The sequence below is a fragment of the Trichococcus flocculiformis genome, assembly GCF_900113645.1.
GTDB classification, from domain to species: domain Bacteria; phylum Bacillota; class Bacilli; order Lactobacillales; family Aerococcaceae; genus Trichococcus; species Trichococcus flocculiformis.
In genome coordinates this window covers 1-20,145 of sequence record NZ_FOQC01000020.1, presented here as the reverse complement: position 1 = coordinate 20,145, position 20,145 = coordinate 1, and the positions used below count along the sequence as shown (strand labels likewise).

Below are 20,145 nucleotides of genomic sequence, written 5' to 3'. Positions count from 1 at the left end.
CCCGGCACCTCTTTTTAAACCGCTGCCCCGTGGTAGAAAGAGGAACTATTATGGCAACCATAAAAAAATACACAAAAAAAGACGGTAGCACCGCCTATATGTTTCAAGCATATCTTGGAACTGATCCAAACACCGGAAACCGCATCCGAGTAACGAGACAAGGCTTCAGCACGAAAAAAGCGGCAGCTCTTGCTCTATCTCGCTTAAAGATTGATGTGGATGAGGGATCCTTTATTAAAGCAAACGAGGACACTTTTCAGGCCGCCTATGATCTATGGCTTGAACAATATCGCAATACCGTTAAGGAAAGCACACTCAACAAGACCATTCAGCTATTCAATAAACATATTCTGCCAACGTTTGGCAGCATGAAATTGGATAAGATTACGGTTCCTTTCTGCCAAAAGAAGGTGAACGAATGGTTCGGCATCCACTCAAAATATACTGTTATCAAGAATTACACTTCATCCGTTTTGAAGTTCGCCATTCGCATGGATCTGCTTAAGAGTAATCCCATGGACAAGGTGACACTTCCCCGGAGAATGGCCGAAGTGGGCAAGGAAGAGGAACTCAAGTATTTCGATAAGATGGAATTACAACGCTTTTTTGAAGGCAGCAAGGAATATGCAGAACAAACAAATAACTTGCTTTACCATACTTTGTTCAGGCTCCTAGCCTTCTCAGGCATGCGTAAAGGGGAAGCGTTAGCTCTTACCTGGAAGGACTTAGATTTCACCAATGAAACGGTAACGATCAATAAGACGTTGACCAGGGGGCTTGAAAGCAGGCTTATCATACAGACACCCAAAACGGCATCAGGTAAACGTGCCATAGCTTTAGACCCTATCACCCTGTCGATGCTGACAACGTGGCGCAAAAGGCAGGCAACGGACTTCCTCAAGCTTGGGTTCAACACTATGAGCGGTGAGCAGTTGATTTTCCCGAATACGAAAAATGAACTCATGGTACCAACCAAACCGGATAAGGTTCTCGACAAGATTATCAAGCGCAACGATCTGAAGAGAATCACCGTGCACGGCTTCCGGCACACGCATTGCAGCTTGCTCTTCGAAGCAGGTGCATCCATCAAGGAAGTACAGGATAGACTTGGACACTCGGATATAAAAGTAACGATGAATATCTATGCACACGTCACCGAAAAAGCCAAAGAAAAAACGGCCGAAAAGTTTGCTAAATACGTGAATTTTTAGCATATAGACGTGGAAATAGACGTGGAAACAAAAAAATAGCCATCAGATAGTTGAAAGAATGGCGCTCTGACAACGTTTCTCATGGCTTGATAGCTTAATGGGATGGAGACCCCCATTCTCCTTAAAAACTTTTAACTATTGTCCGACAAAAGGCTGGTACTCCATTCGGGAGTGCCGGCTTTTTGTTTTGTCGAAATCAACCGGTACACCTAAAAAAAAGCACAATGAAAATCATTCCAACTGATTTTCATTGTGCTTTTTTTGTGAGATAGGAATTTATAAAATTTTTTTAACTCAAAAGTGCATCACCGTAGGTGTTTCACAAGTTTGCAAAATGTTTCATGCATCTAAAATGATGTCCAGCTTCACGGGTTAGCCCTTCGGAAATTAGATAAATCTGTCCTATTGCGCTCTTCGATGCTCAGTCGGACAGATTTCCTAAATTTCTTTCAGGGCTGAACGAACCCGTTCAGCTTTTCTTATCTTTCCTTTCTCACGACTACGATAAAAGTCGTCCATAGTCCTTTAAGACTATAATCGACTGGAAGCATATCATCCATGAAATAATAATATGGCATCCGAAATTGAAACGGCGTTTTCTGTTTCCTTCTATATTTTCAACACGTACCAAAACTGAATGGAGTGGCATGGTCATGAACAATAAAATAAGTCAAAAAAATCGGGCAAAACGGCGGAGGATCGGTATGCTGGTCGGCATTCCGATACTGCTTTTCGCATCCGGCGTCACGCTGCTTTGCTTGGCTTTTTCTGATAATATCGCTCACGCTTTTTACTTTTCGCGGATGTTTTTCCCGCAGGAAGTCGCCGTTGCGCAGACGAATCTGAGTAACCACAACGAGGTTGGGGAGGAAGCAGCCAAAGCGACCCAGCTTTCTTTTCCAAAATACGGGGATGAATACGGAACGCTGCGCGTGGATGCAGCAGGAATTATCTCGCCGATTTTCGTCGGTGACGATGCAACGCAATTGTCGAATGGGGCCGGCCAATATTACGGTTCCGTGTTCCCGGGTGACATTGGCAACACCTTAATCACCGGGCACACCAATTCGGTACAGTCTGATCAGTAAGGCCAAACGCGCAGTCTACCGCCAGAACCGCACCTATGCGGCCGAAATGGAACAATACTGATTCAACATCGTGGGACATCTGCATTGAGAGGAGGTGAAAAATAGATGAAAAAAATCATCGTATCACTATCGTTTGCATTCGTATTATTCTTCGGAGTGCAAGCGAATGTTGCAGCTGCAACTGAAAATGATATCATCAAAACTTTGGTATCCAGTAGCTTACCTTCCAATTATGTGCAGCAAGCAAAAAATTATTTGAGGTCCAATGATGTGACTGCTGAAGAAGCGAATCAAGTCATTGACCACATCAATAATGCACAAGCTGTCGTGAACGCACGTGGAGCTAAAAGTGTGAACCAGCTTACGAAAGCTGATAAACAAGCCATTCTGGCTGAGCTTACTGCAACTGCTGCTATATCGGACATTACCGTGACAGTGACTTCAAAACGAGTCGTTTTCAATGATGCTAACGGCACTGTTGTCGCTACCTTCCCGACAAAGGGAAATGGTGTGAAATAGAAATGAGCAAACAATCCCTACTTAGCAGGAGGACTCTCCTTGCCGGAAGCTTAGGCGTAAGTAGCTGAATCGTATAAACTATTGCAAAAAAACTGGATAGATGGGGGTCTGCTTGACCTCCGCTATCCAGTTTTTTGCGTCCTGGTTTTCGCGCCGATCTTGTTCGGCTTAGTCAAAATAGCCCGCCGGAAAAATCTCGATAAGCTGCCTTCACCTCGGCATAGAGGTCCGGGTAGTCCTCGCTGAGTGAGTCCTGGATCCCGATCGCAAGCTGCGAGCTGTGGATCGTCTGGATTTTATGGACACGGATGTAGGAGACAGCCGCGTTCAGGCTCAGTTTGGGGTAGTGCTCTTTTGCTACTTTGATGTCGTGGACCGGATCGACGTTCTGGCTGGCGGACACTTTCGAAATTGGGAAGGCCGTGAAATCGCAAGGCAACTCATCGTATTCCGCACCGATGATCAGGAACGGACGCGATTTGAAGGCGATTTTGTCCGTATTTAAATCGTGATAGGCAAATCGGGCCTTAACGATGGTACCGATATAAGCTTGCGTTTCGTTCATGATTTCAGCACCTCCCCTTCAAAATCCTCAAATTCATCCAGATAAACATCAAACAACGGATCATACAACCTTACTTTTTTTGCATCCTCGCGCATATCCGCAATCTCCAGCAGTTTGGGCTCGGCAGATTCTGCCGCCGGATCCGATCTGCTGTTGCGCCAGGATGTTTCGCGGCGCGCCAAATCCGCCAGATACCAGCCTTCGTACTGCCCGTAGGAAAGAACGACGCGATCGAGGATAAACTGTTCGCGCTCCGTCAACTTCTTCATCTCCAGCGGTTCGAACGGATCGTAGCCTTCCACGAAGAAGAAGTGCAGTTCCGGCAGCACCGGCCCCTCTGCCCAGTTTTCGAAGTTTCCGTCGAACAGCGGCTCCCCTACCAGCGCCAAACATTCCCGCTGCGCGAAATACAGCATCGTCTGCAACTTCAGCTCATTGTCGCCGAACCGGGCTGCTGTATGGTTTTCGTAGGAATAGACCAGATACCTCGCCAGCTGTCTCAGCTTCGTCATAATGATGTCCCCTTTCCTGAATGCCATTTCCATCAAGGCGCAGTTTGGTTCATTTTTCAAAAAATTCTTTCCAGACGTCCGCCAAAAAAGCGCCGGCGTCGGTCTGGACGGTCAACTGGAAGTTCAATGACTGCGGCACGGGTGTACGGTTCAGGAGGATTGCGTACGGTCCTTTGAAATAATGGACGAAATTCGCGGCCGGATAGACCGCCAACGAGGTACCGATGACGACAAGCATGTCCGCGGCGCCGATTGCTGCAGCCGCGCGCTCCATCGCCTCCTCGTCGAGCATCTCGCCGTCGAGCACGACGTCCGGACGCACCATCCGGCCTTGGGGATCGCGCTGGATGCCTTGTGCGTCGATGCTGATTTGGGTGGTTTCGGTAGCTTCGGCTGTTTCGAACGTCCGCCATCTCGTCCCATTGCCGTGCAGTTCGATGACAGCGCGGCTGCCGGCTGACTGGTGCAGATTGTCGATGTTCTGCGTGACGACGGCGACTTCTTTGCCTGCCTGCTCAAGCCGCGCAAAAAAGCGATGCCCTGCGTTCGGGCGCGCCTGCGAAAAATTGAAGTACTCCGCATAATTACGGAAAAAAAGTTGCGGATACGTCTCCAGAAAACCGATGCTGAGCGTCTCTTCGCCAGTGAAATGGCGACCACTCAACCTGTCGAACAGCCCGCCCGCCGAACGGAAATCAGGGATCCCGCTCTCCGTGCTGATACCCGCCCCTGTGAAGGCGACGATGCGTTTTGATTTGCGGATCATATCCGCGAAGCGTTCTTTATCGTTCATGCTTGGGCTCCTTTCGGATGTTGTTCTTTCTGTCTTTATTATAGCTTTCGGGATGGCTGATCGGGTACTATTCCGCATTCAGTCTTGGGCTGACGTCCGACACATGAGTGAACTGTCGGGTGTTTTGCGGTTTTCGGTATTCGATCAGTCGACATCCGCGCCCTGTCTCGGCTGTTCGGCATTCATTCTCTCTGCATCAGCCGACATCCCCTTCCGACGCACAATGACCTCTTCTTATTGGCCGATATATTATTACAAACCCATCCTCGTCAACCCAAACAACGTTTTCATCCATTTTCAAAATACAACTCTCCGATTGTTCCCCTTGATTTATCTGGCGAACAGAATTAACATATATGGTATGAGAAACAAACCGACAGCACAACATCTAGTGTTTTCGCCATAAATGAAGGAGTGATTATTGTGGATGCAACAAAGACCACATTTAAAGCAGGATTCGAAAAATTGAACAAGGACATCGAGCGGTTCCCGCATGTGTTTCCGATCACGGAGGATATGCACATTACCTATGAGGGCGTGTCCCGCCTCGTCATGCTGGATCGTTACTCCTACAAGGATTCCACAAAGGAGACCCTTTCCGAAGGGGATCTGGTTATCTTAACGGTCAAAGAGGATCCTAAATACCCAGCTCGAGGAACCGGCACCATTCTCTCCATCAACCTTAAGGACCAGACGGCACGCATCAGAGTTTCCGCGGAGTACCAGCACAACATCGATGATTTCGAAGTTGAGGAAGGCGGCATCGTGACGCGCCGGATCCTGACGCTGGATAAACCACTGGAGCTTTTCTACGAACAGATCGCGATGCGTAATGCTCATGGCTTAGCTGAGGTAGAAATCACGCCGGAACTGCGCCATGAAGCTTTCCTGAAATTCTATGAAGAACAAAAAGCCTTGAATTTCATCCCGGCCGGACGCGTGCTCTACGGTGCCGGATCGGGTACCGATGTCACTTATTTCAACTGTTATGTCATGCCTTTCGTGCCCGACTCGCGCGGTGGCATTTCCGATCACCGCAAAAAAGTCATGGAAATCATGAGCCGTGGCGGAGGCGTCGGTTCGAACGGTTCGACGTTGCGCCCACGCCATACAATCGTAAAAGGCGTCAATGGCCGCTCTTCCGGATCCGTCTCCTGGATGGATGACATCGCCAAGCTGACGCATTTGGTCGAACAAGGCGGTTCCCGTCGTGGTGCCCAGATGATTATGTTGGCCGACTGGCATCCGGATATCTTTGAGTTCATCATTTCGAAAATGCAGAATCCGCGCATCCTTCGCTACATTATCGAAAACTTCGAAGATGAACAGATCCGCATGTTGGCGAAGGAGAAGCTGCATTTCAGCCCATTTTCACCTAAAGAAATCAACATGTACACAGGTATCGTCAACTACAAACACATCCCGGGGCATGGCGGATTTGATGCATCGGTCATCCATGAAGCCGAGAAGAAATTGCGCGATGGGGGCACCTACAGCGTCAACAATCCTGAATTCCTGACCGGCGCCAACATCTCCGTCTGCATCACCGACGACTTCATGGACGCCGTGATGCGGGGTGAGGAATATGCGTTGCGTTTCCCGGATGTCGAACATTACGACGCGGACGCGATGGCGCACTATGATGCCGAATGGACCAACTGCGGCGATGTCCGCGAATGGGAAGCTACCGGCAATGCTGTCCGCACCTACCGGACCGTCAAAGCCCGTGAATTGTGGCGGCTGATCAATGTCTGCGCCACTTATGCGGCGGAGCCTGGCATCTTCTTCATCGACAACGCCAACAAGATGACGAACGCAACAGCTTATGGTCAAAAAGTCGTTGCGACCAATCCTTGCGGCGAACAGCCATTGGCAGCCTATTCCGTCTGCAACTTAGCGGCAGTCAACTTGGCCGAAATGGTGAACAAGGACCTGCAGATGGTCGATTTCGCCAAATTGGAACAGACTGTCCGCACCGGCATCCATATGCAGGACAATGTCATCGACTCCACCCCTTACTTCCTGGAGGAAAACAAAAAACAAGCGCTTGGCGAACGTCGGATCGGCTTGGGGATCATGGGCTTGGCCGACATGCTGATCTATTGCGGCGTCCGTTACGGTTCACTGGAAAGCCTGCAGCTGATCGATCAAGTATTCGAAACGATTGCTGTGGCGGCCTACGAGGAAAGCATCGAGTTGGCGAAAACGCGCGGCAGCTTCCCGTTCCTGGTCGGACAGAGCGGTAAAGAGACGCAGATCCTGCGCGAACGTTTCATCAATACAGGCTACATGAAAAAAATGCCTGAACACATCCGCGAAGGCGTCCTGAAATATGGCATCCGTAACTCGCACTTGTTGACAGTGGCACCTACCGGATCGACCGGGACGATGGCCGGTGTTTCCACCGGACTCGAACCTTACTTCTCATTCACGTATTACCGTAGCGGGCGTCTCGGCAAATTCATCGAAGTGAAGGCGGATATCGTCCAAGAATATCTGGATCGACATCCGGATGCCGATCCGATGAACTTGCCTGATTACTTCGTGGCTGCCATGACACTTGCGCCCGAAGAGCACGTCGATGTGCAGACAACGATTCAACGCTGGGTCGACAGCTCCATTTCGAAAACGGTGAACGCACCGAAAGGCTACACTGTCGATCAGGTCGAAAAGATCTACGAGCGCCTTTACTTGGGCGGTGCCAAAGGCGGAACAGTCTATGTGGACGGCAGCCGTGATTCCCAGGTACTGACGCTGAAAGCCGAAGAAAATGTCTGGGATGAGGAAGGCAAGCTCGAGGAAGAGAAAGAGCACGTCAAAATCAACAAGGACAAGACTTTCCTGGTTGATTCGATAGCCAATCTCGAAGCTACCGACGTTACAATCGGCAACGAAATCGGCGACACTTGCCCGATCTGCCGTCAAGGGACGGTCGAAGATCTGGGCGGCTGCAACACCTGTACCAACTGCGGCGTACAGCTGAAATGCGGTTTGTAAACTGATTAACTCAAGAAGAACCCGTCCGATTTTAGGACGGGTTCTTCTTTGTGGTTTGCCGACATTCATGCTTTGCTGCTCGTCTTGCGCTGCGGATGCTGCTTGTCCGATTAACGCAAAGTATCGGACAACCACAAAAAAGAGCTGCCGAATACGCCAGCTCCACTCTTTAGTTTGATTCTTTTCCGGTGTCCGAAGGTTCGGGTTTGCCTGCTTCAAGCAGGACACGGTCGCGGATGGCGAAGAAGGCCACGACCATCAGGAATAGGCCCGATACGGCCATCAGGATTTCGATTGCCATCCGGTCCGCCAGCGGCCCGAATACCAGCATCCCTAAAGGCATCATTGCGCTTGCGACCATGCTTTGGACGCCGAAGACGCGTCCAAGGAAATCTTCTTCGACCTTTTCCTGCAAGAGCGTCATGCTCGGAGCGTTCAGGAGCGGAATGAAAAGTCCGACCAAGCCCATCAGGAAGAGATAAATCCAGAAGTTCGGGATGACGCCCATCCCGAAAGAGCACAAACCCATTACCGCAATCGCGGCCGCGATGGAATGGATCCGGTTCTTGAATCCGCCCCATGACGCGATCCAGAGGCCGCCGCCAATCATCCCGATCGAAAAGGCGATTTCGATCGCCGTCAAGCGCCAGACGTCATCGCCGAATGAGCGCGCAACCTGCAGCGGTGACAGGAATGACACCGGTGCTGCCATGAAGAAAGCAAGCGAAAAATAGAGGAACAACCTTTTGATAAAAGTATGATTTTGGATATAGCTGAAGCCTAGCTTCATGTCCTGCAGGTAATTGCTGACTTGTTCCTGGCTGGCTTTTTCATGCGTAGGGACTTTCAGGAAGAACACGAGGATAGCGATCGCCAAAGCAGCTGTCACGATATCGATCAGGAAGATACCTTCCATCGGCGCAAATTGGTAAAGCGCGCCACTGATCATCGGCGAAACCAGCATAACAACAGCCTGGATGCTGCCGTTTAGCCCGTTGATCCGGGTCAGCTCCTTTTCAGGGACGATCTGCGGCAGGATGGCGCCGACCGCCGGCATCTGGATGCCCGCACCCAATGCGCGGATGGCCGATGTCGCCAAAAGAATCCAGATGGAACGCTGCCCCGCCAAGAACAGCAGGACCAGCACCAAAGTCGAGAGCGCAATGATGCCGTCGGAAAGGACGATCAGGCGCTTCCGGTTATAGCGGTCGGCCCACACCCCGGCGAATGGCGAGATGAAGAAAGTTGGCAGAAAGCCGAAGATGGTCGATAAGGTCATGATGACGCCGGATTGTGTTTCCAAGGTCAGGTACCAGAATATTGCGTATTGGACAAGTGACGAGCCGAACAGGGAAATCGTCTGGCTGCCCAGAAAGAGAGCGGTTTGACGCTGCCACTTTTCATATTTTATTTGCTTGATCACACTGTTTGCACTTCCTTGCTGGAGAGGCGGTTATCGTCCCCAAAATGACTGCGTTCAGAATCAAACGACTGAACGTATGTTTCCATTCATGGTATACTATTCTCAACGAAAAGTAAAAGGATTGAAACGGATGAGCAGAGAAGAAATCAACCAAAAATTAGCGCTGCTGCCCGACTTGCCCGGCTGCTACATCATGCGGGACAAGGATGACGAAATCATCTACATCGGCAAGGCCAAAAATCTGAAGAATCGAGTTAAATCGTACTTCCACAGCAAGCACGAAGGCAAGACGCAGCTGTTGGTCGCGGACATTGACCGTTTCGAAACGATCGTAACCAAAACGAACAAGGAATCGCTGCTGCTGGAGATCAACCTGATCAAGCGTTACCAGCCCAAGTACAACATCAAACTGAAACAAGGGACAATGTATCCTTATCTGAAGGTCACGAACGAAAAAGATCCGCAGCTCATCATCACTTCGACGGTCGAGGATGACGGCGGCATCTACTTCGGACCCTATCCGCACGTCTACGCGGCGACGGAGACGCAGGAATTCATCCAGAAAATCTATCCGTTGCGCAAGTGCGCCAAGAATTCGAAACGCGCCTGCCTCTATTACCATATGGGCCAATGCATCGGCTGCTGCGATCATGAGGTGTCAAAAGAGGAATACGATGCCCAGATCAAACGCATCGCCGCTTTCCTGAATGGCGACGTCAAGGAGATCAAGAAAGATCTGCGCGAAAAAATGCACCGCGCCGCAGAAAGCCTGAATTTCGAACAGGCTGCCGATTACCGCGATCAGATCAGCTACATCGAGGCGACTGTGGAAAAACAGACGGTCATGTCGCGCGACTACACGAACCGCGACGTCTTCGCCTTCCATATGGACAAAGGCTGGCTGTCGATTCAAGTCTTCCTGCTGCGCCAATCCTCGATCATCAAGCGCGAAGCCGCCCTTTTCCCCTGCTACGATACGCCTGAAGAAGAGCTGGCTTCCTTCATTATGCAGTTCTATCAGGATCCCAATCATATCCTGCCGCAAGAAGTGCTCGTGCCGAAAGGCGTCGACACGGAACTGCTGCAGGAAGCGCTCGGAACGAAAGTGCACACGCCTGTCCGCGGCAGCAAGCGCAGCATCCTCGAACTGGCGATCACGAACAGCGAACTGGCGCTGACGGAAAAGTTCATGCTGATCGAGCGTGACACCCACAAGACGGTCGGCGCCATCCAGGAACTTTCCGAGGCGCTCGGCATCGAATATCTGGAGGTTATCGAGTCGTTCGACCATTCGAACATCCAGGGAACCAATCCGGTCTCGGCGATGGTCGTCTATCGGGACGGAAAGCCGGAACGCAAAAACTACCGGAAATACAAAATCAAGACGGTCGAAGGCAGCAATGAATTCGCGACGACGCAGGAAGTCATCCGCCGCCGCTACAGCCGTTTGCTGCGCGAAGGCCGCGCCATGCCGGATCTGATCCTGATGGACGGCGGCAAGGTTCAGGTGCATGCCGCCAAGGAAGTGCTGGAGGACGAGCTCGGATTGGACATCCCGGTAGCGGGCATGGTCAAGGACACGAAGCACAAGACTTCCTCGCTCATCTTCGGCGAGAAGGATGAAATCGTGGAGCTCAGTCCGAACAGTCAGGCTTTCCATCTCGTGCAGCGGATCCAGGAAGAGGTCCACCGCTTCGCGATCACTTTCCATCGCCAAATCCGCGCCAAGAACAGCATCGCTTCGCAATTGGACCAGATTGAAGGTGTCGGACCGAAAACCCGCACGAAGATCCTGAAGCATTTCAAAACGATGAAGAGCATCCGCGAAGCCAGCTACGAAGACATCAAAGCGTTGGGTATCCCGGAAAAGACGGCGCTGCTGATCAAAGAGGAACTGGGCGAAGAGAATGGTTGAGCCTTTGTTTTTGCAGCGGCTCCAGTCCGCTTCACGAAGTCGTAGCGCTGAAATTTTCCAAACGGATGAAACATGTTATAATGTAGAGTAGTCCACGGAATATCCCGTGATGAAACTTACGCTGGAGGAGGCGTTACTGATGAAAATATTTACCGATAGTGCTTGTGATCTGGCTTATGCTTATCTGCAGGAAAATGATGTGGAAGTCTTCCCTTTGACCACTTTGCTGGATACGGGCGAATACGAAGACATGATCGAAATACAAGCCGACAAAGTCTATGAAATGATTGGACGCGGCGGCCACCCGAAAACGAGTCAAGTGTCCTTGGAAAAATTCCTTTCAGGATTCCGGAAAGCGGCCGAAGCCGGCGAAGCGGGCATCTATATTTCCCTTTCCGCCAAACTTTCCGGCACCTACCAAGCGGCCTATCTTGCTTACCAGCAACTGAAAGAAGAGTTCCCGGACTTTGATCTGCGGCTCGTCGACTCCATGAGTGCTTCCGTCGGTGAAGGCTTGTCGGTCGTCGAAGCAATCGAAATGCGCGAAGCAGGTTTTACTTTGGATGAGATCGAATCACGTGTCCGTTTCACGGCTGCCAATGTCGTATCCCTTTTCACCGTCAAGGATCTGAACTACCTTGCTGATGGCGGCCGACTTTCGAAGTCCAGCGCCTTTCTTGGAGGGTTATTGAATATCCAACCTTTGCTTGAAGTTGTGAACGGTGAACTGATTCCCGTCGAAAAACTGCGCGGACGCAAAAAAGTCATGAATCGGATGTACGAACGCTTGCGCGATGAGGCGGATATGATCCAGGAACAGAATGTCTTCCTTTGTCATAGCGACGATGCTGAAGCGATAGAGGAAATCCGTCAATACATCGAAGAGCATTTCCATCCGCGCCGCATCTATGTGAATACGATCGGCTCCACAATCAGCTCGCATACCGGTCTGGGTACGTTGGGATTATTCTTCCTGAAGAAATACGAGTAACAATAGTTGCTTCAGTCAAAAAAAGCGGCCGTCTCTTGGAGACGGCCGCTTTTTTGTTGCGGTTGTCCGATTCTTTCCGGTTATCGGACAAGCAGTGGTCCAGTCGGCATTTGGTTGTCGGATTCTTTCCGGTTATCGGACAAACAATGATCCAATTGGCGTGTAGTTGTCCGATTCTTCGCGCTTATCTGACAAGCAATGATCCAGTCGGCGTTTGGTTGTCCGATTCTTCGCGGTTGATCACTTTTTTGCTTATTTATTGATGTACGTGCTGATGAATCGGACAAAGATCGGCATCAACAGTATGACAGAGAATAGCCGGACGAGATGGATGGAGGAGACGACGATCGTGTCCGCCTCAAAAGCCGCCGCCAGGATGGTCATATCCGTCAATCCGCCCGGTGAAGTCCCAAGCAAGGCCGTGATCAGATCGATTCCAGCCACTTTGTGCAGGATGTAGCCCGCAATCACTCCGACCGTCAACAAAATCAGTACGGAAGTAACGGCAGGGAAAAACACCTGTTTCATTTCGGCCAAGCTGCTTTTCGTGAAGTTCATGCCGATGGTCCCGCCGATGATGATCTGACCGATGATCTTCAGATTGGCCGGCATATAGCCCATCTGCGAAAAATAATTGTAGATGGCGACTGCGATCAGCGAACCGATCATCCCTCCGGCCGGCACGCGGAAACGGATCCCAGCCCAGCCTCCGATGAATGCCACAATCAAAGTCCCCAACAGTTTCCCAAAATTCATATATTTGCTCCCCCTTCTGTCAATTTAATGCTCTCTTCCCATTTTCGACTTTCCCGCGAAATAGTCAAGTTCATTTCCGCGCAAAAAGAGGAACACCCTGTTCTTTCGGTGTTCCTCTTCGTTCCGCTTTTCTTCTTCTTATTCGTATTTCTTTTTCTTGGGTGGTGGGAACGGCAGGATGATGCCTTGGCCTTCCCCGTTCGGTTGCGCTTGGAAAAAAGTACGTTTCAGGACAATCGTGATTTTCGGCCGTTCCATCTCGACTGTCGGCGATTCAAGGATTGCGTAAAGACGCTCCTCGGCATCGATCAGATTCGCCAGAACAGCATTCTCTGATCGTGGCACGTAACCCAACATGTAGCCGGCTTGCGTCGCAACGGCGATGGCATTCGCATCATAAGCATTATCGGTCTCGCGGACGAGTTGCAGCAGGTCTCCCGGTTTCAGGAAATCAGCGACGCCGCTCAGTTCATGAAACTGCGTGCCGGCGATGTAGGTATGTACCAATTCCTTATCCGTATGGGCATAGCTCAATGGCGGCTGCTTCGACTTCAGATATCGGCTTTCCTTTTTGTCTTTCTGATTTTCAGGTTGCAGCAGTCTGTTGATTTGCCTCTTCAGATTGCTGTTCGGCTCCTTCTCAAGTGCAATCTGTAGTTCGCGTTCCACCTGGTCAGACCATTTTTTTCGGTTCTGCAGCAATACTTGGACCGCTTTTTTGCGTACACCGGCATGGCGGTAATGGATACCGCGGATACACCAGACTTCATTGTATTTGCGTTTCTCGCTCATCACTTCGAATAGGCGCAGCAACCATTCGTCGGCGCGCATCAGATCCGTAACGCTCGGATTTTCCGGTTCTTCGATCTCTAAGGGAAGCGCGTAAAGATCCGGATTCAGGATCGCTTCTAAGTATTCGCAGACATCGTCGAAATAGAATTCGGGATTGATTTTCAGAAAGAAATCAAGCATGTTGAATCCCAACGGTTGCCGGCTCAACACTTCCATGAAAGCCGGAAAATCGGGATGCATATTCAGATAGACGAGCACCTTCATGATCAGGTTATCCGATTCGTTCGGAGCGGAAATTTCCTGGTAGACGATATGGCGCCATTTTGGTTGATGAAGGAAACTCTCCACTTTATGCACCAACTTTTCGTAACGGGCGATGCGGGTATCCCACATGGTTTTGGTGCGGCGGTACTTCGTCTCGTTTTGACTGATGAAGTCGTAATCCTGTTGCCAAAAGTCGACGACTTGATACCAGATGCTGACGAGCGCGCCAAGATCGATGAAGTTTTTCGCAAAATCACGCTTTTCGATGAACTTATATAGGAAATCAAGTTGGGCATCGATGGTCAAACTATCATTGTTGTAGTCGGCATAACAGATGAGGTAGGCGAAATCCGTGAAATTGGCGGCCGTGATTTCCGTCTTTTTGAAATAGGCGCGCATATCGGTTTTCTGGATGCAGAGATTGGTATAGATGTTGGCGAGGAAATCGCTCTTGATACCTTCGTGCATCATCCAATGCTGCTGCTCCCATCTGACTGGCTTCAGCAAGAACATGGCTGCTAGCTTCCCGTAACCGACTGTGTGCTTAGCCAATTCGAAAATGAAATTGTTCTGCATGGGAAAAACGTATTGGATGCTCTCGAGCACGTAAAGGGTGTACTCACTGTGATAACCCAAGACGCGCATAATCTGCTTGGTCGTATCATATGGAAAGAAGCCCAAAAGAATGATGCCCAACTTCACCTGTTCCGGATCGGTGCCGCTACGGGCCAGGCGCATGCCGAGGTGGAACAACCGCTCCCGCGAACTTGTTTCCGCTTCCAAAGTAATCCGTACTCTTTCGCGCAATTCAATGAAGTAACTGCAGATTGGATAATGCTCCAGAAAATGACGCAGGACAGGATCTGTCAATATGGTGTCTTCTTTATTGACAAGGTCTTTCAGGATGCCGCAGCATTCCTTCGCCAAATCCTCTTTGCGCCAAAAAGGAATCCCTTCGGATGCAAGGACGTACAGTACATCTTTTTGCCCAGCCGTCCGCTCATCCTGGAATCGATAAGGCAGACCGGGCTCTTCTTCACGCAGCCGGCAGATTGTCTCGAAAATGCTCTGGTTATTTTCCAAATGGCAACCCTTCTTTCCTGTTCACTCCGATACTCTATTTCTTTAATCTTACCATATATTACAGAGCGTCACTATGTTAGTTTTTAAAATTGTTAAATTAACAGGAGCAAAATGCACAAAAAAACTCCCCGATTAAAGGGAGTTCGATACAGGTTAAACATAATTTTAAAGCGCAGCTGTATATACGGCTCTTGCATCTTCACTTGTGAAGTCCCCACGCTCGGAAATATTCTCTTTTTCGTGGCGGACGAGTGCTTCCACAAGACCGGGAATGTCGCTCTCACCCAGCTCAACATCAGAGAAACGGATCGGCGCGCCAAGGCTTACAAAAAAGTCTTCGGTCTTTTTGATCGCCAGATCGATTTTTTCTTCATCGCTTGTCAGATCGGAATCGCTGCGGATATCCCACACCCGTTCCGCGTACTGAAGCAATTTATCCCACTTCTGCTGCTTGCGTACCTTCATCATCGCCGGAAGCACAATCGCTAGCGTGCGCGCATGGTCAATCCCGAACGCCAACGTCATCTCATGTCCCAAAGCGTGCGTAGACCAATCCTGCGGAACACCTGGGGAAATGAAGCGATTGAGCGCATTCGTGGCCGTCCACATGAAGTTGGCGCGGATCGCATAGTCGTGGTTGTCCTCATCGACTACGTCCGGGCCGATTTCGATCAACGTCTGCAGTAACCCTTCCGCCCAACGGTCCTGAACCCTTGCATCGATCGGATAAGTCAGATAGGCTTCCATCACATGGATGAAGGAATCGATGACACCGTTCGCCAGCTGGCGTTTGGGTAACGTGTAGGTCGCTTCCGGTTCCAGGATCGAGAATTGTGGATAAGTATGTGGGCTGGCGAAACTGATTTTCGCTTGCTTTTCCACAAAAGTGACAACAGAATTGTTGTTCATTTCCGATGCCGTAGCCGGCAACGTCAATACAGTCCCGAAAGGCAATGCTTTTGTGACTGGCAATCCCTTACCTATACCGCTGCCGAACATATCAATAGGATTGCCATCGAACACCGCACCTGCCGCAACGAATTTCACGCCGTCGATGACGCTGCCGCCGCCGACTGCCAACAAGTAATCATAGGCTTCCGTTTTAATTTTGTCGACTGCTTGTATCAGCGTTTCGTAAGTCGGATTTGCTTCGATGCCGCCGAATTCAGCCCACTCGCGGTTGCCCAAAGCTTCGACGACGCGATCGAAGGTGCCGAATTTCTTAACGCTGCCGCCGCCGTACAAAATCAATACTTTCGCATCCTGCGGGATCAAATCCCCGATGCGTTTGATCTGGTCCTTGCCGAAAACAATCTTTGTAGGATTTTGAAACTCAAAATTACGTATTCCTTTTTCCAATCTCATCACTCACTTTTCGTTTTTTATTCTTTTTTCATTGTAGCACAGCTATGTGGATAATCCGTTTGGGACGCTCCGGCCGATGCTGAAGCTAGCGTAGGCGGCCGATTTGCGGGAACACCGGGGACCGGGGGCCTCGCCGGAGGACAGAAGCCCAGTTACGACCCCAACTCCGATGAGGACAGCTTCCCCGGAGTTCAGCAAGTGTTGCTGTATCCAACTTCGATGAGCCATACGCTCTCCGGAGCTGACACCCTTTTGCGATACTGTGCTCCGTCGAACGCCGGAGCAGACAAATAGGGGCCGCTGGCGGCCCCCACATACGAACGATTATTTCTTCAGGATCCGGATGCTGTTCAACACGGCCAAAACGGTCACGCCGACATCCGCGAAGACGGCTTCCCACATCGTGGCGACGCCGAAAGCACCCAGAATCAGAAACAAACCTTTCACTGCCATTGCAAAAATAATGTTCTGCCAAACGATTTTGCGTGTTTCCTCAGCCACGGCTATTGCCGTCAAAATCTTGGATGGCTTGTCATCCATAATGACGATATCCGCCGCCTCGATCGCTGCGTCGGATCCCAATCCACCCATCGCCATCCCGATGTCGGAACGCGCCAGTACCGGCGTATCGTTGATACCGTCGCCCACGAAGATGACTTTTTCGCCTTTTCGTTTGCGTGCCAACACTTCCTCCAGCTTCGTCACTTTATCCTGCGGAAGCAATTCCGCATGGACTTCATCAATGCCGAGTTCTTCGGCGACCGCTTCGCCTACCGAGCGGGAATCTCCAGTCAGCATGATCGTGCGGATTCCTCTGGCTTTCAATCCGGAGATTGCAGCCTTCGCATCAGCTTTGATGGCATCAGCGATCAGGATGTATCCCGCATATTGTTTATCCACAGCGATATGCACAACCGTACCGGTTTCATGAGTCGCCGCATGTGCAATACCGAATTTCTCCATCATTTTAACATTGCCGACAAGGATTTCTTGCCCATCAACGACGACCTGCAGACCGTGACCAGGTATATCATTTGTGGAAGTAATCTTCTCTTCAGCTATCGTTTTCCCGTAAGCTTCCTTGATCGAATCAGCAATCGGGTGGCTGGAATGCATTTCCGCATAGGCTGTCAATTCCAGTAAACGATTCTCCGTCAGATCACCGGCGCTTTCGATCCGGGTTACGGCGAACTTGCCTTCCGTTAACGTTCCGGTCTTGTCCATCACGACCGTTTTGACCGCATTCAGGCCTTCCAGAAAGTTGCTCCCTTTGACGAGGATGCCTTTGCGCGAGGCTGAACCGATGCCGCCGAAGAAGCCGACCGGAATCGAAACGACCAAAGCGCACGGACACGAGATGACCAGAAAGATGCTGGCCCGATAAAGCCATTCCTGGAAGCTTTCGCCCGGGAACAAAAGCGGCGGCACAACCGCCAGCAACACGGCGGCGATGACAACGACCGGCGTGTAGTAGCGGGCGAATTTAGTGATGAAATTTTCCGTCGGCGCTTTTCGACCACTGGCGTTCTGCACCAAATCCAAAATCTTGACGACCGTGGACTCCGCAAATGGCTTTTCGACCGCGACTTCGATGACGCCATTTTTGTTGATGAACCCGCTCAGGATGCTGTCGCCCGCTTTGACGCCACGCGGAACAGATTCGCCGGTCAATGCCGAGGTATCCACAGCCGAGCTTCCGCTCACGATTTTTCCGTCCAACGGCACTTTTTCTCCAGGCCGAATCAGGATGATGTCGCCGATTTTGACGGTTTCCGGTGCGACTTTTTCGATACCGGATTCTGTTTTCACATTTGCGTAATCGGGCCGAATATCCATCAGTTCAGCGATGGAACGGCGGGATTTATCGACGGCGATGTCCTGGAACAGTTCGCCCAGTTGATAGAAAAGCATGACAGCCACCGCTTCCGGATACTCCTGGATGTAGAAAGCGCTCAGGGTGGCGATCGTCATCAGGAAATTTTCATCGAACAATTGGCCATTCTTGATGTTCAGGAGCGCACTCCACACGATGTCGTAGCCTGCAACCAAATACGCAGTCACAAACAATGCCAACGAAACCATTCCACTGACCGGTGCGAAAATTGCCGCCAGCAAAATCCCAAAGCCGACGACCAATCGGATAACGGCTTTCCGGATTTCATCCTTATCCCCTTCACCATGCGCATGACTATGTCCATGGCTATGTCCATGGCTATGCACTTCAGCATCATCGGAAGTCGGGCCACGATCGTCGCGAACATTTTCTGCATATTTTGCATCAGCCGTTTGGGCCACAACTAGCGGCAGACCATTTAAGCCGATCGGTTCACCGCTTTTTTTCAGAGTCGGATGGATATCCGGCTCCATTACACTGAGCTTTTGTTTCACTTTCGGCAAAATTTCAGCCTCTTGATCCTCTTCGATTACGATGCGCAATGTCTTCGTCATGAAATTCACATTGCTTTCCAGGATCCCTTCTATTTTCGCGATACCGGTCTCAACTTTGCTCGCGCAATTGGCGCAGTCCAATTCGTCCAAATACCATTCAATCTGCTTCGCTTTCTCAGACATCTGTACCCCTCCTTAGCCCTAAGCATTCCTAATTATTTACTCAAAAACGGAATGATTCCGCATTACATATGAATAACTATTCATGTGTTATTCATATTATAATCCTATAGATTGCCTGTGTCAATCGAATCAGCAAGCGGGTTGCTGTTGCCCAGTTGGATGCTAAAAAGCCTGCCGCAACGCGACAGGCCCATCGAAATCTATTCAAAATTACAGTTCGTCATATCCAATATTGAATGTATCTCCGCCACTCAAATCACCGGTCTCAAAGCCTTTCGTGAACCAGCGCATCCGTTGCTCGGAAGTACCGTGCGTAAAGCTGTCGGGTACGACATAGCCTTGGTATTGCTTCTGCAAGGTATCATCCCCTACAGCATGTGCTGCTGTTAAGGCTTCCTCGAAGTCGCCCGCCTCCAAGACACCTTGCTCCTGGACATAATTCGCCCAGACCCCAGCCAAGTAATCGGCCTGCAGTTCCAAACGCACATTCAACTCGTTGTATTCCGTTTCGCTGACTTGTCCACGGTAGCCTTGCACCTGATCCATGATGCCCAGCAAGTTCTGGACATGGTGTCCGACTTCATGGGCGACGACATAGGCCATCGCAAAGTCGCCGGACGCGCCGTACTCTTGCGAAAGCTGATCATAGAAACTCAAATCGATATATAATTTTTGATCGGCCGGACAATAGAACGGTCCGACTTGAGAACCGGCCACACCACAGGCTGATTGGACTTGACCGCTGAAGAGCACCAGTGTCGGTTCGACATATTCCATATTGTTGTTAGCAAATTCTTGTGTCCAGGCATCTTCTGTATAAGCCAATACGACGGATACAAATTCAGCCATCTCGTCCTCAGTCTTGTTGCTCGTTTCAGTGATGCCTGTCTGTGGCGTTTCTGAAGGCGCGCTGCCGCCACCCCCGCCAAACAGGTCTCCGCCTCCGAATAGGGCAATGATGATCATGATGATGATTCCGAAAATACCGCCGCCGGCCATGCCACTCATGCCCAGTCCGCCGCCACCCGTTGAAAAGCCGCCACTGCCGCGTCGATCTTCCACATTGGAACTTCTTCTTCCACCCTTCCATTTCATACGAATACCTCCAATATTCTATTTTTCGCATCGCAGGCTCTGGTTCTGCCAACCCACCCCAGACTGCTGCCACAATCCGAAAATCGATTTCATTTCATACTCTTATTATATAATGCCTGCTGAATAAATCCCCATTTTTAGCTTACGGGTTCACCAGGGGTTCAATTCTGGGTAAGCTCATCCATTGGATGAGAGTCAAAAAAAT

Annotated in this window: 15 protein-coding genes; 6 read left to right on the top strand and 9 right to left on the bottom strand. The window is 50.3% G+C overall.

Going from position 1 to position 20,145, the window contains the following annotated elements; translation table 11 throughout:
* Positions 1 to 29: 29 nt before the first annotated feature.
* From BMZ71_RS08300 to BMZ71_RS08290, 3 genes are all read left to right on the top strand, one after another.
* Positions 30 to 1,211, top strand: a complete 1,182-nt coding sequence (locus tag BMZ71_RS08300) for a site-specific integrase (RefSeq protein ID WP_245734406.1) — start codon at positions 30 to 32, stop codon at positions 1,209 to 1,211.
* A 653-nt stretch (positions 1,212 to 1,864) separates the two neighbouring features.
* Positions 1,865 to 2,299: a hypothetical protein gene (locus tag BMZ71_RS08295; protein WP_177187550.1), complete on the top strand. Its 435-nt coding sequence runs from the start codon at positions 1,865 to 1,867 to the stop codon at positions 2,297 to 2,299.
* 105 nt (positions 2,300 to 2,404) lie between these two features.
* Complete coding sequence (locus tag BMZ71_RS08290; protein ID WP_086989483.1) at positions 2,405 to 2,818, top strand: hypothetical protein; 414 nt, start codon at positions 2,405 to 2,407, stop codon at positions 2,816 to 2,818.
* A gap of 172 nt (positions 2,819 to 2,990) precedes the next feature.
* Here the strand turns inward: BMZ71_RS08290 and BMZ71_RS08285 are convergent, their stop codons facing one another.
* From BMZ71_RS08285 to BMZ71_RS08275, 3 genes are read right to left on the bottom strand one after another with little or no spacing between them, the layout of a single operon-like run.
* Positions 2,991 to 3,383, bottom strand: a complete 393-nt coding sequence (locus tag BMZ71_RS08285) for a hypothetical protein (RefSeq protein ID WP_086989484.1) — start codon at positions 3,381 to 3,383, stop codon at positions 2,991 to 2,993.
* Complete coding sequence (locus BMZ71_RS08280) at positions 3,380 to 3,955, bottom strand: Panacea domain-containing protein (protein ID WP_086989485.1); 576 nt, start codon at positions 3,953 to 3,955, stop codon at positions 3,380 to 3,382. Before BMZ71_RS08280 ends, BMZ71_RS08285 begins: the two co-directional genes overlap by 4 nt.
* Positions 3,945 to 4,766 (bottom strand): NAD-dependent protein deacylase, encoded by an 822-nt coding sequence (locus tag BMZ71_RS08275; RefSeq protein ID WP_086989486.1) that lies wholly within the window; start codon positions 4,764 to 4,766, stop codon positions 3,945 to 3,947. Before BMZ71_RS08275 ends, BMZ71_RS08280 begins: the two co-directional genes overlap by 11 nt.
* Positions 4,767 to 5,108: 342 nt before the next feature.
* Here BMZ71_RS08275 and BMZ71_RS08270 point away from each other — a divergent pair, with 342 nt between their 5' ends.
* Complete coding sequence (locus tag BMZ71_RS08270; protein ID WP_086989494.1) at positions 5,109 to 7,685, top strand: vitamin B12-dependent ribonucleotide reductase; 2,577 nt, start codon at positions 5,109 to 5,111, stop codon at positions 7,683 to 7,685.
* 169 nt (positions 7,686 to 7,854) lie between these two features.
* Here the strand turns inward: BMZ71_RS08270 and BMZ71_RS08265 are convergent, their stop codons facing one another.
* Entirely contained in the window at positions 7,855 to 9,108 is a 1,254-nt protein-coding gene (locus tag BMZ71_RS08265) for an MFS transporter (protein ID WP_086989487.1), read from the bottom strand.
* A 130-nt stretch (positions 9,109 to 9,238) separates the two neighbouring features.
* Here BMZ71_RS08265 and uvrC point away from each other — a divergent pair, with 130 nt between their 5' ends.
* Positions 9,239 to 11,023 (top strand): excinuclease ABC subunit UvrC, encoded by a 1,785-nt coding sequence (gene uvrC / locus BMZ71_RS08260; protein WP_086989488.1) that lies wholly within the window; start codon positions 9,239 to 9,241, stop codon positions 11,021 to 11,023.
* 139 nt (positions 11,024 to 11,162) lie between these two features.
* Positions 11,163 to 12,014, top strand: coding sequence for a DegV family protein (locus BMZ71_RS08255; RefSeq protein ID WP_177187548.1), 852 nt, complete (start codon positions 11,163 to 11,165; stop codon positions 12,012 to 12,014).
* A gap of 252 nt (positions 12,015 to 12,266) precedes the next feature.
* Here the strand turns inward: BMZ71_RS08255 and BMZ71_RS08245 are convergent, their stop codons facing one another.
* From BMZ71_RS08245 to ypfJ, 5 genes are all read right to left on the bottom strand, one after another.
* A complete protein-coding gene (locus BMZ71_RS08245; protein WP_068561339.1) occupies positions 12,267 to 12,770 on the bottom strand; it encodes an AbrB family transcriptional regulator in 504 nt (167 codons plus the stop codon).
* A gap of 138 nt (positions 12,771 to 12,908) precedes the next feature.
* The gene (locus BMZ71_RS08240; protein ID WP_086989491.1) at positions 12,909 to 14,909 is read right to left on the bottom strand and encodes an HIRAN domain-containing protein; all 2,001 of its coding nucleotides are present in this window, start codon (positions 14,907 to 14,909) and stop codon (positions 12,909 to 12,911) included.
* A gap of 165 nt (positions 14,910 to 15,074) precedes the next feature.
* Positions 15,075 to 16,274, bottom strand: a complete 1,200-nt coding sequence (locus tag BMZ71_RS08235; RefSeq protein WP_342724782.1) for an iron-containing alcohol dehydrogenase — start codon at positions 16,272 to 16,274, stop codon at positions 15,075 to 15,077.
* Positions 16,275 to 16,598: 324 nt separating this feature from the next.
* Positions 16,599 to 18,845, bottom strand: coding sequence for a heavy metal translocating P-type ATPase (locus tag BMZ71_RS08230; protein WP_086989492.1), 2,247 nt, complete (start codon positions 18,843 to 18,845; stop codon positions 16,599 to 16,601).
* 210 nt (positions 18,846 to 19,055) lie between these two features.
* A complete protein-coding gene (gene ypfJ / locus BMZ71_RS08225; RefSeq protein ID WP_086989493.1) occupies positions 19,056 to 19,940 on the bottom strand; it encodes a KPN_02809 family neutral zinc metallopeptidase in 885 nt (294 codons plus the stop codon).
* Positions 19,941 to 20,145: the final 205 nt, after the last annotated feature.